Genomic DNA, 15,053 nt, shown 5'->3' with positions numbered 1-15,053 from the left:
CCCTAGGATTCGAAGCCGTGAGAAGACAATTCGGATGGACACTGCACGGCAACGGCAAGAATGTCGAGGCAGGGGCGGTTGTGGCACCGGACCAGCGCCTGTCGTGGCCGCGAACCGTGGGTATCGGTATGCAGCACGTCATCGCCATGTTCGGCGCCACGTTGCTCGTTCCCACGGTGACCGGATTTCCCGTCACCACGACCCTGTTGTTCTCGGGTATCGGTACCGCGCTGTTCCTCGTGATCACGCGGGGCCGCATCCCCAGCTATCTCGGATCCTCGTTCGCTTTCATCGCACCACTCAGTGCGGCGCAGGCAAGCGGCCCCGCCGCGCAGCTCGGCGCCGTCATGTCCGTGGGCGTCGTGCTGACCCTCGTCGGACTAGTCGTCAAGTTCGCGGGCGGACGACTCATCGAAGCGGTGATGCCTCCGGTCGTCACAGGTGCGGTCGTGGTTCTCATCGGACTCAACCTCGCTCCCGCAGCGACGTCGTCGTTCGAGGCTCAGCCACTCGTGGCCGCCGTGACTCTCGCGGCGATCCTCCTGGTGACCGTCGCAGGCCCGGGACTGCTCGGACGCCTCGGAATCCTTGTCGGTGTCATCGTCGGATGGGTATTCGCTGCTGTGTCAGGGCAGATCTCGGACGTCAAACTCGACGCGATGAGGGCTGCGGACTGGATCGGTATTCCCGAATTCCGGGGACCGACGTTCGAATTGTCCGTCGTACTCATCGCACTACCCGTCGTCATCGTTCTCGTGGCCGAGAACGTCGGCCACGTCAAAGCAGTGTCGGCAATGACGGGTAAGAAACTCGACGACCTCGCCGGAGACGCACTGATCGCAGATGGATTGGCGACGACGCTGGCAGGTGCTGCGGGTGGCTCGGGCACGACGACCTACGCCGAGAACATCGGCGTGATGGCGGCGACCCGCGTGTATTCGACCGCGGCCTACTGGGTGGCCGCGGTGACGGCGGTCGTGCTCGCGTTCTCGCCGAAGTTCGGCGCGTTGGTGTTCACGGTCCCGGACGGAGTCATCGGTGGCGCGACACTGGTTCTGTACGGACTGATCGGCCTGCTGGGTGTGCGCATCTGGTCGGACAGCAAGGTCGATTTCACCGATCCCGTCAACCTCGTTGTCGTTGCTGCTGCCATCGTCGCCGGCATCGGCGATCTGACGCTGACGGTCGGGTCGGTGGAGCTCGGCGGTATCGCCTGGGGATCGGTCGGAATCTTGGTCGGTTATCCCGTGCTGCGCGCCCTTTCCCGCACACAGCGCCGATAGCGGCACTGTCTTCGGTCACCGATTCCGCGCGGCTCGGTCATCGACCGTCTGACCTATTCGGCCGTAGGCTCGAAAGAAGTCAGTTCACCGGCGGTGACCAATGGTGCCGCCGGTTGGCAATTCGAAGGAGACCGAAGTGGAACGCACGATATTCGATTCCGAGCACGACATGTTTCGCGAGTCGTACCGCAAGTTCCTCGACCAACACGTTGCGCCGAACCACGCTAAGTGGGAAGAGCAGAACCTCGTCGATCGTTGGGTGTGGGTAGAAGCTGGAAAGCAAGGATTCCTCGGCACCGACGTGCCTGAGGAGTACGGCGGTGGCGGTGTCAAGGACTTCCGCTACAACGCCATCGTCACCGAGGAAACCACCCGCGGCGGCTACAGCGGAATCGGATTCACGCTGCACAACGACGTCGTCGCGCCATACCTCATCAATCTGACGAACGAAGAACAGAAGCAGCGTTGGCTACCCGGATTCAGTTCCGGTGAGTTGATCACCGCGATCGCGATGACCGAGCCCGGTACCGGTAGCGATCTGCAGGGAATCAAGACCAAGGCCGTTCGCGATGGAGACGAATGGGTCCTCAACGGGTCCAAAACCTTCATCACCAACGGAATCAATGCCGACCTCGTCATCGTCGTAGCCTGCACCGACCCCGACAAGGGTGCGCAGGGGTTCAGCTTGCTCGTCGTCGAGCGCGACATGCCTGGTTTCGAACGTGGACGCAATCTCGACAAGATCGGGATGAAGGCGCAGGACACGGCTGAGCTCAGCTTCACCGACGTTCGCGTGCCCGCCGCGAACCTTCTCGGTGAAGAGGGGATGGGCTTCATCTACCTGATGCAGAACCTGCCTCAGGAACGACTGTCCATTGCGGTCGTCGCAGCAGCCGCCATGGAGTCGGCGCTCGACATGACAATTCAGTACTGCCGTGATCGCAAGGCATTCGGTAAGTCCATCGGCAAATTTCAGAACACACGATTCGTGTTGGCGGAGTTGGCAACCGAGACGACCGCCTCACGGATCATGGTCGACAAATTCATCGAACTGCTCAACGACGGCAAGCTGACAGTGCAGGAAGCCGCTATGGCCAAGTGGTGGACCACCGAGAACCAGGTGCGTCTCATCGACCGCTGCCTGCAACTGCATGGCGGATACGGATACATGAAGGAATACCCGATCGCCAAGGCATACATGGATTCTCGGGTGCAGACGATCTACGGCGGAACGACCGAGATCATGAAGGAAATCATCGGGCGGGGACTGAATCTCTAGCACTCATCTCTCGATCGATACAGCGAAGGGCCGCAACCTCGACACACGAGGTTGCGGCCCTTCGCCTGTACGAACTCGCTGATCAGAGCTTGCGCATGACCGTGACGACCTTGCCGAGGATGGCTGCGTCATTGCCCGGGATCGGTTCGAACAATGGGTTGTGCGGCAGTAGCCATACCTCACCCTTGGTGCGCTTGAACGTCTTCACCGTGGCTTCGCCATCGATCATGGCTGCAACGATGTCACCGTTGTCGGCGACACTCTGCTGTCGAACCACCACCCAGTCGCCATCGCAGATCGCTGCTTCGATCATCGACTCACCGACCACTCTCAGCAGGAACAGGGAACCCTGGCCGACCAGTTCGCGGGGGAGAGGGAAAACGTCTTCGACCGCCTGCTCGGCAAGAATCGGACCGCCGGCAGCGATTTGTCCCAGTACCGGAACGAACGTCGGAGTCGGCAACTGATCCTCCGCAGGCGCCGAGCCGTCGGCTACGGCTGCCGCGTGGTCTGCCTGAACCTCGTCGAGTCCGCGGACATCCACTGCGCGTGGGCGGTTCGGATCACGTCTGAGGAAGCCTTTGCGCTCCAGCGTGCGAAGTTGATGAGCGACCGACGAGGTCGACGTCAACCCGACCGCATCCCCGATCTCTCGGATGCTCGGCGGGTAGCCACGTTCGGTCACCGAAGCTCTGATGACCTCGAGAACCTTGCGCTGACGTTCGGTCAGGCCTGCATTGATGTCGGTGCCCTCACCTTCGAATGCCTTCGCCGTCGGCACCGAGGGCGCCTTGGCGGTTGCGGCGGACTTGGCAGCCGGCGCGGTGACCTTTCCGCCGGTGGCACTTCCGCGCGTCTTTGCGCTCACTGCCGTAGCCTTCGTCTTCCCGCTCGCCTTGCCGCTCGTCTTGCCCGTGGACTTCGGTGACCCTGACGAGGTCTCTTCTTTCATTCGTGCATCCTCCTGCATCGCCTTCCCCTGCCGGGCATCTCGTGTGCTCGAGTGGCCCGAACGCGTGGTGTGGATGTGACGTGTGGTTTCTGACACGAATCTAGCCCGAAATCCCTGTTCGATCAAACATCTGTTCGATCCGTGTCGCAACTTCTGCTGACATTGTCCGACCCGCGTGATAGAACTTCGAACAAGCGTTCATCGAACGCCTGATCGAATAAAGGTGAAAATCGCGTCAGTCGCGAGCATCGCCACGGTCGATCTGTACACCGCAGTGGAGGTTCCGATGAGCATCACTACAGAGCGGACCAGTGCTCTCACCAGGCTCGCAGCAGCAGGTCGGGGTATGGACGGTCGCGACACCCTCGATCGCGCAACGCGCTCGGGCCAGCCCGTCCGTACTTCTCGCCCGCGCACGTCTTGCGCGTCACTCGACCGTCGACGCTACCTTCACGCTGTCGCGCAACAGGACGGTTGCAACCGGGTCATCGTTCGGAGCTCCGCCGATCGAAGCTTCGACGACGAGGCGCCACGTCAGACAATTTCGTGGACCGCCACGATAGTGGGTGTCCTGATCACGGCCATTGTTCTTCTGGGCTTGGTTGGGCTTGCGAATCTACGCGCCGGATATCTCGACGGCGGCTCAGCGGGTGCTGTCACGGTCGTCGAGCAAAGTGGATTCGTCGGTACTGCGGGTCACGATCTCATCGCGGCCACCGACTCGGGCCAGTGATGCAGCGATGCCTGAAGTACTCCTCGGTGATCGAGCCAGGTACGCGGCACTGGGCTCGATAGCACTCCGAGTATCCTCGGTACCTGCACCTCTTGCGCTACCTACGAGATGGTGTGACGGCTACGACGGAGGCTCTTACATGCATTGCCCGTTCTGCAAGCACCCCGACTCCCGAGTGGTCGACTCTCGCGAGGCGGACGAAGGTCAGGCGATCCGTCGTCGTCGCTCATGCCCGGAGTGTGGACGCCGCTTCACCACAGTGGAGACCGCTGTTCTGGCTGTCGTGAAGCGCAGCGGAGTCACCGAGCCCTTCAGCCGGGAGAAGGTAGTGCGAGGCGTCCGTCGTGCCTGCCAGGGCCGCGATGTCGACAACGATGCTCTGAATCTGTTGGCTCAGCAGGTCGAGGATGCAGTTCGGGCATCTGGATCGGCCGAGATCCCTAGCAACGAGGTGGGACTGGCTATTCTCGGTCCGCTTCGCGATCTCGACGAGGTTGCGTATCTACGGTTCGCGTCGGTGTACAAGTCCTTCAGTTCGGCCGAGGACTTCGAGAAAGAAATCCAGGACCTTCGCGAGCATCGACAGCCAGCTGTCGCTGTCGACTGAATAACGCGCGCGCTCGACGGCGAGAATCGGTCGATACGAGGTCTCACTGTTGGCTGATGGCCTGGATTGCTTTTGTGATCCTCTTTTCCGATATCGGGTACGCGGTCCGAATTCCTTGCGCGAAAAGTTGAATTCGTAACTCCTCGATCATCCAGAAGATCTCCTGCACTGGTTTGCTCTGCTGTCTGGCTTCAGGAAGCGACTTCAGCAGTCGGTCGTATGCCTCGTAGACTCGATCGAGTGCGTTCATTCCGGTTTCATCTCGGTTCGCACTGCTGGGTAGTGAGCCGAGTCGCCGAGTAGCGGCCGTGAGGTACCGGGGAATTTCAGCAAGCCTGGCAGAGCCGAATTCGAATACGAAGCCATTGAACACCAGACCGGCTAGTTGTTCGCGAACGTCATCGGCGGCATCGCCGCCTGCTCGTTCGAGTGCGGCCCGAAGCTCCACGGCCGCAGTCAGAATCGGTCGAATCAGCGCTAGTACCCGAGACGTGCGTTCGGTTACCTCGGCATTCACCGACTTGACCAGAGCTTCGAATTCTTCCGGCGAGCGGACGGGACCGCCGTGCGCACTCATCGACTCGTCGATTGCCGTCGTGCGGCAGTCCTCGAGTAGTGCCTCGATGCTGCCGTACGGATTCTGTCCGAGTGCGATTCTTTCCTTTGTCGGAATTCCAGCGATGAGTGCCTTTGTGCCGCGCGGTGCACGCTCGCTCAACAGTGCCCTGGTTCCGTTGCGCATTGCGGCACGTTGCTGGGCCGGTGTACTCAGTACCCGGACCGCGACGCCACCGTTTTCCGGTACGAGTGCGGGATATCCGGTGACTCGTTGGCCGCCGACAGAACGTGAGACGGTCTCCTCGAGAGTTCCCAGAGTCGAGGACGTCCATGCCAGCGTTGCCGCCCGCTCGGCTTGGCCGACGGCACTGGCGACTTCGCGGTTCACTCGCGGTGACAGGGTCCGTCGGAGGGCAGTCAGGTCCTTGTTCGATCCGAGTACGTCTCCGTTGATATCCACTGCGACAAACGTCATCCGGAGATGGTCGGGGAGCTCCGAAACCTGAAAGTCTGCCGGATCGATCCGGCATGAACCCAACCGTGAGAGCTCACGGGCCAGCGCAGTGAGAACGGGTTCCGATCTCGGCTTCATCGCCGTCAGTGCGGCGGCGGCAAAGTCGGGAGCGGGCACCACGTTGCGTCGTAAAGTCTTGGGCAGCAGTTTGATCAGCGTGCTGATGAGTTCTGCTCGCATGCCTGGGACCAGCCAGTCGAATCCTACCGGTTGAACCTGCGCGAGCAGGGCGATCGGGATGCGGGCGCTGACTCCGTCAGCGGCGGAACCGGGCTCGAACTGATAGGTCAGCGGAAACTGGACCTCGCCTTGGCGCCACGCATCGGGATACTCCCCACCCAGTACGGATGCAGCGTCGGGATTGACGACGGTCGATGCTGTGAAATCGAGGAGATCCGGCGTCGTGCGCCTCGTCTTCTTCCACCATGTGTCGAAGTGGCGAGCGGAAACGGCTTCCGCACCGATTCTGGAGTCGTAGAACTCGAAGAGTGCATCGTCGTCGACCACGATGTCGCGTCGGCGGGCCCGATTCTCGAGCTCGCCGACGTCGTCGAGCAGTGCGCGGTTTTTGTGAAAGAACGGATGCTGCGTTGTCCACTCACCTTGCACCAGTGCATGTCTGATGAAAAGCTCGCGGGAGACTTCTGCATCGATGCTGTGGTATCCGACCGGTCGGCCGGTCACGAGGGGAAGCCCGTACAGGGTGACGCGCTCGTATGCCATGGCTGATTGGCGTTTCGTGGACCAATGTGGCTCGGAGTATGTGCGCTTCACCAGATGCGGGGCGAGTCGTTCGGCCCATTCGGGTTCGATTCGGGCCGCCATCCGGCCCCACAGACGTCCGGTCTCGACCAGTTCGGCCGCCATCACCCAGCGTGGAGGCTTCTTGAACAGCCCGGAGCCGGGGAATATCGCAAAGTGGGTTCCGCGGGCACCCAGGAACTCGCGCTTGTCACCTTCTTTGACTCCGATATGCGAAAGGAGGCCGGCCAGGAGCGCCTGATGCAACGAATCGTGCGAGCTCGGCGCGTCTGGCACAGTCCAGCCGAGACCCCTGGTGATCTGACGTAGTTGACCGTGCAGATCCTGCCATTCGCGCACACGGAGGTAGTGCAGGAATTCGTTCCGGCACATTCTTCGAAACTGGTTCGACGACAAGTCGTTTCGTTGGTCGCGAAGGTATTCCCACAGTGCTGTGTACGACAGGAAGTCCGAGTTCGGAGCCGTGAATCTTGCATGCTGCTCATCGGCTGCTTGCTGGTGTTCTGCTGGACGTTCGCGAACGTCCTGGATGGACATCGCCGAGACGACGACGAGAGCGTCGGCGAGCGCGCCAGTCTTGTTCGCTTCTACGAGCATGCGTGCCATGCGCGGATCGACTGGAAGCTGAGCCAGTTCGCGCCCGATCGGCGTGAGCTCGGACTCGCCGGTGTTCGAGGACGGCTTCAGTGCCCCCAATTCTTCGAGCAAACCGATTCCGTCGCGAATGCTGCGCGGATCGGGCGGCTCGACAAAGGGGAATGCGTCGATCTTGCCCAGGCCGAGGGAAGTCATTTGCAGGATTACCGAAGCGAGGTTGGTGCGGAGGATCTCCGGTTCGGTGAACGGTGGCCGTGCCTCGAAGTCGTCCTCGGAGTACAGACGGATGCAAATTCCGTCGGCCACACGTCCACATCTACCTGCCCGCTGCCGAGCCGATGCTTGCGAAATCGGCTCGATGGGGAGTCGCTGGACTTTGGTGCGCAACGAGTACCGCGAGATGCGCGCAGTGCCGGGATCGACGACATATCTGATCCCGGGGACGGTCAGTGACGTCTCGGCGACGTTGGTCGAGAGAACGACGCGACGGCCGGTGTGTGAGGAGAACACGCGGTGCTGCTCATCGGCGGACAAGCGCGCATACAGGGGTACGACCTCGGTGTTACGTAGCTGCCGATCGCGCAAGGCATCGGCCGTATCGCGGATCTCGCGTTCACCGGAGAGGAAGACGAGAATGTCGCCTTCACCTTCGGCCATGAGTTCGTCGACGGCATCGCATGTTGCGTCGACGGGATCTCGGTCGACTGTCGTCTCGCCTGCGTCGACCGTCAGCGGGCGGTAGCGCATCTCCACGGGGAAGGTGCGTCCGGACACTTCGATGATGGGTGCCGGTACACCGTCCCGAGCGAAGTGCTGGGCGAATCGTTCCGGATCGATCGTTGCGGAGGTGATGATCACCTTCAGATCGGGCCGCCGGGGGAGTAGCTGAGCGAGGTAGCCGAGGATGAAGTCGATGTTCAGACTTCGTTCGTGAGCCTCGTCGATGATGAGTGTGTCGTACTGCCGGAGCATCCGGTCTCGTTGAATCTCGGCCAAGAGAATTCCATCGGTCATCAGCTTGACCAGTGTCGAGTCCGAGGATTGATCGGTGAATCTGACCTTGTAACCGACTGATTGCCCGAGGGTCTCGCCCACCTCCTCGGCGATGCGCTCGGCAACCGTTCTGGCAGCGAGTCGACGGGGTTGGGTGTGGCCGATTGATCCTCGGATCCCACGGCCCAGTTCGAGGCAAATTTTGGGAATCTGTGTCGTTTTGCCCGATCCGGTTTCGCCGGCGACGATCACTACCTGATGTTGCTCGATCGCGGCGGCGATGTCGTCCTTGCGGCGGCTGACCGGAAGCGCCTCGGGATACTCGATCGTCGGAACCGCGGCCCGCCGATTCGCGGTCAGAGTCTCGGCGCGAACGATCTCGGGTTCGATTGCTGCCAGCGCATCGTCGGTGCGGGCACGTTCGAGCTTGCGTCGTAGGCGGTGGGCGTCGCGCACGGAGACCGACGAAAGTCGGGCGGTCAGGGTGCGTCTGAGACTCGGAGACGGGGATGTTGATGTGGACATGCTGCCCACCAGGGTATCTGCCCGGTGGCGCGAGAGCCGGACTGCCCGACCCAAACGCGGGGAAATCACTGCCTGTCCGTGCCAAGATCGATTATGACGACCTCGCGGCGTGTGCACGCAGTACTCGGTACACACGTGCTCGTGAGGGTATTCCGGCTTCTGTTTGCTGCGCTCACGTTCGCCGCGCTCTCGTGGATCGTCGCCCGCGGCCTGGACAGTAGCTCGTTCTCACTCGCCAACTATTTCAGCTACTTCACCGTGCTCAGCAATGTTCTGACCGTCCTCGTGCTTGCCGTAGGCGGGGCTGCGGACCCGCTGGGGGAGCGCTGGCAGTTGTTCCGCGGGGGTGTGACGTTGTACATGGTCATCACCGGGATCATCTACGCCGTTCTTCTCGCCGGGATCGACGTCGGAGTCGCTGATCCGTGGACCAACAATGTGGTTCATCGAATCATGCCGGTGGTGCTTCTGATCGACTGGATCGTGGTGCCGCCGCGTCGGAAGATTTCCGACGCACAGTCGCTGATCTGGCTGGTCTTTCCCCTCGTCTACGGGATTTACAGTCTGATCCGCGGTCCGATCGTCGACTGGTATCCCTATCCGTTCCTCGATCCGCGCAGCCAGGGATACGTTGCGTTGGTTGTCGGTCTGCTCGTACTCGCCGTCGCATTCGTGTTGATGGCACTTGCGGTGAACGCAGTCGGCCGGCTCGGCAGCCGATGGCGGTACGGGGCACAATCGGAGGCAGCTCGTTGACTAAGCTTGGAGCCATGTCTTCTGTGGCCGATACCTCCCCTGAGTCCACCTCCTCCGCCCTATGGCACGGTTTCGCCGATATGGGTGCAGTGACCAGAACAGGCCCCTTCGTCGTCTCACGTGGCGAGGGAGCTCACATCTGGGACCGGGACGGCAACAAGTATCTCGATGCAACTGCCGGGCTGTGGTTCACGAACGTCGGTCACGGCCGGACCGAGATCGCCGACGCCGTTGCCGCCCAGCTCGGATCGCTGGCGCACTACTCCAACTTCGGTGATTTCGTCCCGGAGACGACGCTGGCACTCGCCGAGCGGCTCGGGAAGATCGCGCCCGTCGCTGGTAGCAAGGTGTTCTTCACCTCGGGTGGTTCCGACTCGATCGACACAGCGGCGAAGTTGGCAAGGCGTTACTGGCACGAGGTGGGCAAGCCTGGGAAGACGCTTATCGTCGGACGTGAAAAGGCTTACCACGGAATGCATGTCGCCGGTACCGCACTGGCAGGTATAGCGGTGAATCGGGAGAACTACGGCGAGCTGATGCCGGATGCGCGCACAGTCGCTTGGGACGATGCGAAGAGCTTGCTGGCCCTCATCGAGGAAGTCGGTGCCGACAAGATCGCAGCGTTCTTCTGCGAACCCATCATCGGTGCTGGTGGGGTCTACCTGCCGCCGAAGGGGTACTTGCAGGAGGTGCGGCAAATCTGTCGTGACAACGACGTACTGTTCGTCGCGGACGAGGTAGTGACCGGCTTCGGGCGGATCGGCGGTTCCTGGTTCGCCTCGACTCGTTTCGACCTGCAGCCCGACCTGATGACCACGGCGAAGGGACTCACCTCGGGCTACGTCCCGATGGGGGCGGTATTCGTCGCTCCGCACATCGCCGAGCCGTTCTTCTCAGGTGGCGTCTGGTGGCGCCACGGATATACCTACGGTGGGCACGCCGGTGCCGCGGCAGCAGCGATGGCAACACTGGACATCATGGAGCGCGAAAACCTGCTGCAGGAGTCCGCTCGCCTCGAGACGTCGCTGCACACCTATCTGGCGCCACTCGCCGAACACCCTCGCGTGCAGGAGGTTCGCAGCGGACTCGGTGCAGTAGCAGCAGTGCAGCTGGTCGATCCGGCCGAAGCGCTCCCCTTCGTCGCGACGCTCCGCAAACACGGGGTCTCCGGGCGCGCAGCAGGACAGGGAGCGATGCAGATCTCGCCGTCGTTCGTGATGACCGATGCCGAGGTGGAAGAGCTCGCCGGCCGAATCCTCAGCGCGCTCGGCTGAACCGGCCCTTCAGGCGCTGCACTCGGGTTCGCTCGGGTGCAGCGTTGAGCATCGGGGTTTCAGCTGCCTCGGCAAACCTCTTGTGCAATTGATCGCGGACCTCGTCGGGGGCGTACGCCTGCCGCTTACGTTCCGACTTCACGACGAGGGCGCCTGTCGCGGCAACACCGACGACGCCTGCCATCCCGAGGATCTTCCACAGTTTCATCGCTTCACCGTACTGTGATCGCGGACGGTGGAGCGATCGCGGAGTTCGGCGACGAGGTCTTCGACGAGGATCTTGATCTTGTCGCGAATCGGACGGACGGCGTCGATGCCCTTGCCTGCCGGGTCGGGCAGCGCCCAGTCGCGGTAACGCACTCCGGGGAAGACCGGGCATGCGTCGCCACAGCCCATGGTGATGACGACGTCGGAGGTTTCGACGGCGTCGGAGGTGAGCTTCTTCGGTGATTGCGCCGAGATGTCGATGCCGACCTCGGCCATCGCCTGGACAGCGATCGGATTGATTCTTTCTGCCGGTGTGCTGCCGGCAGAGCGAACTTCGACGGTTCCATTGGTGAGATCGTTCAAAAAACCGGCGGCCATCTGCGACCGTCCTGCGTTGTGGACGCAAACGAACAACACACTGGGGATGCTGGACATCAAAACTCCTTTGTCGCTGCCGGCGAGGCCGAAATGAAGCGTTTACGTAGTGCGAGTGAGACGTAGACGAGCCCGACGAGGACTGGGACTTCGATGAGCGGGCCGACGACCCCGGCCAATGCCTGCCCCGATGTTGCGCCGTAGGTGGCGATCGCGACGGCGATGGCGAGTTCGAAGTTGTTGCCTGCAGCGGTGAAGGCGAGGGTGGTGGTGCGTGCGTAGCCCAGGCCCATCGCGGCCCCGAGGGCGTAGCCGCCGCCCCACATCACTGCGAAGTAGACCAACAGCGGCAGGGCGATACGAACGACGTCCATCGGTTGGGAAGTGATCCGATCGCCCTGCAGCGCAAAGAGAATGACGATGGTGAACAGCAGGCCATAGAGAGCCCACGGCCCGATCTTCGGGATGAAGCTCGACTCGTACCATTCCCTGCCCTTGGTGCGTTCGCCCAAGTAGCGAGAAGCAAACCCCGCTACCAGCGGTATGCCAAGGAAGATCAGCACCGACTTCGCTATCTGCCAGGGGGAAGCCTCGATGGTGGTCTGCTCGAGGCCTAGCCAGCCCGGTAGGACGGAAAGATAGAACCATCCAAGGACGGCGAACATGAATACCTGGAAGACCGAGTTGATGGCGACCAGGACGGCGGCGGCTTCCCGATCGCCGCACGCGAGGTCGTTCCAGATGATGACCATCGCGATGCAGCGGGCGAGACCGACGATGATCAGGCCGGTGCGGTACTCGGGCAGGTCGGGGAGGAAGAGCCAAGCGAGAGCAAACATCAGTGCCGGGCCTAGGATCCAGTTGAGCACCAACGATCCGACCAGTAGGCGCTTGTCTCCGGTGACGGTGTCCAGTCGGTCGTATCGGACCTTCGCCAGGACCGGATACATCATGATCAGCAGACCGATAGCGATAGGTAGTGAGACGCCGTCGATCGAGATAGTCGACAGGGCGTCGTTCAGGCCCGGAATCAACCGACCCAACGCCAAGCCGATGACCATCGCGACGCCGATCCATACCGGCAGGAACCGGTCGAGAGTGGAGAGCTTGCCGACGACAGCCGGGTGATCGGAGGTGTTCGCCTGGCTACTCATACGGTCACCAGCGCAGCATCGTCGGTGGTCGGGTCGGCGGCGGCCAAGACCGACGACAATTGTTGCAGGGCAGCAGGTATAACCCAGTAGTAGACCCAGGTTCCACGGCGTTCGCAGTCGAGCAAACCAGCTTCACGCAACACTTTGAGATGATGGGAGATCGTCGGCTGAGATAAGTCGAACGAATCGGAGATGTCGCACACGCACGCTTCACCACCGGCGTGACTTGCGATCAGGCTCAGAAGTCGAAGCCGGGCCGGATCGCCGAGCGCTTTGAACATTCGTGCGAGATCCCCTGCCCAGTCGGCGGACAATGGCTCGGCAATCAGCGGCGAGCAGCACGCGCCGCTCCCGAGGTCGTCGACGAGGAGGGATTGATTCGACATATGTCTATATTGATTAATTTCGAATCAAACGTCAAACGACTCCACTGAATACCTGGTGGGGGAGTTCGCGGTTTCGGGACGATCTAGGCTGAGCGACATGACTGCGTCGCGGATCGATTTGAACACAGCGGTTGAAGCGACTCGTACCGGAGACATCTGGATCTTCCGCGGTCATTCTGCCACTGATCGTGCGATACAGACGTTGACCAACAGTCCGGTCAACCACGTCGGCATGGCAGTCGTGGTCGACGACCTTCCGCCGCTCATGTGGCACGCCGAGTTGGGTAAATCGCTGCAGGACATGTGGACCGGGAACTTTCAGCGCGGCGTGCAGCTGCATGATCTCCACGCGGCAGTGATGCAGTGGTCGAACAAGTACGGGCAGCGTTGCTGGCTCAGACAACTCGACAATGCAGTCACTCGAGAGCAGGAAGATGCATTGCTGCGCACCATAGCTCGAATGGACGGAACGGCGTTCCCGACTACTGCGAAACTTGCGGGGCGATGGTTCAAGGGGCGCGTGCCGAGTTTCCGTAAGAGTGAGCACCATGCCGCCGCTCTGGAAACAGCGTACTGCGCAGAAGTAGTCGCCATGACGTACGAGTCGATGGGTCTGCTGAACGGCAACAAGAAGGCGAATTGGTTCGATCCCGGAAAATTCTGGAGCGGTGACCGGTTACCCCTCGCTGAAGGCGTCCACCTCGGCGACGAGATCGCCGTCGATGTACCCGAGGTCCGGCCGGCCATCACCGAGTGAACTGAAGGAAAAAAGAGGCCCGCACACGAGTGTGCGGGCCTCTTTCGCTGTGTACTTCGTCTATCAGACGGTTGCTCCGTCGAGCGTGCGGCTGGCCTCGATGGCCTGGCCGACGCCTGCGACGATCGAAGCTGCGCGGATAGACTCGAAGATGACCTCACGGTCGACGCCTTCGTCGCGAAGGGTCTTCTCGTGTGCCTCGACGCAGTGGTTGCACCCGTTGACGGCTGAGACTGCCAGCGAGAACAGTTCGAAATCGGCCTTGTCGACGCCGGGATTGCCGATGATATTCATCCGCAGACCTGCGCGAAGGTCGTCGTACTTGCCGTCGAGGTAGCCCTTGGTGCGGTAGAAAACGTTGTTCATTCCCATGATCGACGCTGCACCCAGGGCCGCGTTGTAGGCATCGGCGGTCAACGTGTCCGCAGCCTCCTCGGCGATCTCCTTCAGCGTCGTCGCGGACTTGGTTGCCGCGGCGGTGGCGAGAAGTGTGCCCCAAAGCTGCTGCTCGTTCAGAACCGTCGATCGGGCAATGGAACTCAGGTTGAGCTTGAGATCCTTGGCGTACTCCGGAAGAGCATTCTTCAGATTCTCTACGCTCATGTCAGACGCTCGCCGTCAGCAGTTCGCCTGCGTCGATGGTGGGGTCGCCCTTCTTCCAGTTGCATGCGCACAGTTCGTCGGACTGCAGTGCGTCGAGAACACGCAGAACCTCGTCGACGTTACGGCCGACGGAACCTGCGGTGACAGAGACGAACTGAATCTCGTTGTTCGGATCGACGATGAATGTCGCGCGGTCTGCGACGCCATCGGAGTTGAGAACACCTGTAGCGGTTGCGAGCTCACGCTTGAGGTCGGAGAGGATCGGGAATGGAAGAGTCTTCAGGTCCTCGTGCTGTGCGCGCCACTGGAAGTGCACGAACTCGTTGTCGACGGACGCTCCGAGTACCTGGGCGTCGCGGTCGGCGAACTCTTCGTTCAGCTTGCCGAACGCGGCGATCTCGGTCGGGCACACGAAGGTGAAGTCTTTCGGCCAGAAGAAGACGATGCGCCACTTGCCTGCGTAGTCATCGCTGGTCACGGTGGTGAAATAGTCGTCAGGCTGCTGGGCGTTCACCTTCGACAGGTCTCCGCCGATGACGCCGGTGAGGTTGTATGCGGGGAACTGATCGCCAATTGTCAACAGGGCCATATGGTCCTCCTCTGTAGTGGTGCGCATGCGCGCGCTCGTGGTGCGCGTCGGATTCGTACATGCGCGGTGTCGCGAATAGGTGGAGTCGTGTGTGGAGCACCGCGTGTTGTCGGTGCTACCTACGGTCGATCTCCGACATGTACGAGTGT

At 61.5% G+C, this 15,053-nt stretch carries 15 protein-coding genes; 7 read left to right on the top strand and 8 right to left on the bottom strand.

The annotated features are described in order from the left end of the window. Positions 1-17 precede the first annotated feature (17 nt). Both H2510_RS01695 and H2510_RS01690 read left to right on the top strand, forming a co-directional pair. The gene (locus tag H2510_RS01695; protein WP_186626661.1) at positions 18-1,283 is read left to right on the top strand and encodes a uracil-xanthine permease family protein; all 1,266 of its coding nucleotides are present in this window, start codon (positions 18-20) and stop codon (positions 1,281-1,283) included. A 136-nt stretch (positions 1,284-1,419) separates the two neighbouring features. Beyond that, positions 1,420-2,562, top strand: a complete 1,143-nt coding sequence (locus tag H2510_RS01690; RefSeq protein ID WP_186626660.1) for an acyl-CoA dehydrogenase family protein — start codon at positions 1,420-1,422, stop codon at positions 2,560-2,562. 82 nt (positions 2,563-2,644) lie between these two features. Here the strand turns inward: H2510_RS01690 and lexA are convergent, their stop codons facing one another. Beyond that, positions 2,645-3,343, bottom strand: a complete 699-nt coding sequence (gene lexA / locus H2510_RS01685) for a transcriptional repressor LexA (RefSeq protein WP_186627090.1) — start codon at positions 3,341-3,343, stop codon at positions 2,645-2,647. Between the two features lie 457 nt (positions 3,344-3,800). Between lexA and H2510_RS01680 the strand changes: the two genes are divergently transcribed. Both H2510_RS01680 and nrdR read left to right on the top strand, forming a co-directional pair. Beyond that, positions 3,801-4,247 (top strand): hypothetical protein, encoded by a 447-nt coding sequence (locus tag H2510_RS01680; RefSeq protein WP_186626659.1) that lies wholly within the window; start codon positions 3,801-3,803, stop codon positions 4,245-4,247. Positions 4,248-4,386: 139 nt separating this feature from the next. Beyond that, positions 4,387-4,854, top strand: coding sequence for a transcriptional regulator NrdR (gene nrdR, locus H2510_RS01675; protein WP_186627088.1), 468 nt, complete (start codon positions 4,387-4,389; stop codon positions 4,852-4,854). A 43-nt stretch (positions 4,855-4,897) separates the two neighbouring features. On the opposite strand, the gene hrpA is transcribed toward nrdR, so the two are convergent. Then, entirely contained in the window at positions 4,898-8,803 is a 3,906-nt protein-coding gene (gene hrpA, locus H2510_RS01670) for an ATP-dependent RNA helicase HrpA (RefSeq protein WP_186626658.1), read from the bottom strand. Positions 8,804-8,896: 93 nt separating this feature from the next. Between hrpA and H2510_RS01665 the strand changes: the two genes are divergently transcribed. Next, a complete protein-coding gene (locus tag H2510_RS01665) occupies positions 8,897-9,559 on the top strand; it encodes a Pr6Pr family membrane protein (protein ID WP_186626657.1) in 663 nt (220 codons plus the stop codon). 14 nt (positions 9,560-9,573) lie between these two features. Next, complete coding sequence (locus tag H2510_RS01660; RefSeq protein ID WP_186626656.1) at positions 9,574-10,833, top strand: aspartate aminotransferase family protein; 1,260 nt, start codon at positions 9,574-9,576, stop codon at positions 10,831-10,833. Here the strand turns inward: H2510_RS01660 and H2510_RS01655 are convergent. The 4 genes from H2510_RS01655 to H2510_RS01640 are packed head-to-tail and all read right to left on the bottom strand — an operon-like array spanning position 10,817 to position 12,955. After that, positions 10,817-11,041 (bottom strand): hypothetical protein, encoded by a 225-nt coding sequence (locus H2510_RS01655; RefSeq protein WP_186626655.1) that lies wholly within the window; start codon positions 11,039-11,041, stop codon positions 10,817-10,819. The genes H2510_RS01660 and H2510_RS01655 overlap by 17 nt on opposite strands. Then, positions 11,038-11,475: an arsenate reductase ArsC gene (locus H2510_RS01650; RefSeq protein ID WP_397517304.1), complete on the bottom strand. Its 438-nt coding sequence runs from the start codon at positions 11,473-11,475 to the stop codon at positions 11,038-11,040. Before H2510_RS01650 ends, H2510_RS01655 begins: the two co-directional genes overlap by 4 nt. Next, complete coding sequence (arsB, locus tag H2510_RS01645) at positions 11,475-12,569, bottom strand: ACR3 family arsenite efflux transporter (protein ID WP_186626653.1); 1,095 nt, start codon at positions 12,567-12,569, stop codon at positions 11,475-11,477. The genes H2510_RS01650 and arsB overlap by 1 nt, the downstream gene beginning before the upstream one ends. Further along, entirely contained in the window at positions 12,566-12,955 is a 390-nt protein-coding gene (locus tag H2510_RS01640; RefSeq protein ID WP_186626652.1) for a helix-turn-helix transcriptional regulator, read from the bottom strand. Before H2510_RS01640 ends, arsB begins: the two co-directional genes overlap by 4 nt. Before the next feature lie 97 nt (positions 12,956-13,052). Between H2510_RS01640 and H2510_RS01635 the strand changes: the two genes are divergently transcribed. Continuing rightward, positions 13,053-13,712 (top strand): hypothetical protein, encoded by a 660-nt coding sequence (locus H2510_RS01635; protein ID WP_186626651.1) that lies wholly within the window; start codon positions 13,053-13,055, stop codon positions 13,710-13,712. 63 nt (positions 13,713-13,775) lie between these two features. Here the strand turns inward: H2510_RS01635 and H2510_RS01630 are convergent, their stop codons facing one another. Together H2510_RS01630 and H2510_RS01625 are read right to left on the bottom strand one after the other, a co-directional pair. Continuing rightward, entirely contained in the window at positions 13,776-14,315 is a 540-nt protein-coding gene (locus H2510_RS01630) for a carboxymuconolactone decarboxylase family protein (RefSeq protein ID WP_186626650.1), read from the bottom strand. A gap of 1 nt (position 14,316) precedes the next feature. Continuing rightward, a complete protein-coding gene (locus H2510_RS01625) occupies positions 14,317-14,904 on the bottom strand; it encodes a peroxiredoxin (protein ID WP_186626649.1) in 588 nt (195 codons plus the stop codon). Positions 14,905-15,053 lie beyond the last annotated feature (149 nt).

Source organism: Rhodococcus sp. BP22 (assembly GCF_014281965.1).
GTDB lineage: Bacteria > Actinomycetota > Actinomycetes > Mycobacteriales > Mycobacteriaceae > Rhodococcoides.
This window is presented reverse-complemented; position numbering and strand designations above follow the sequence as displayed.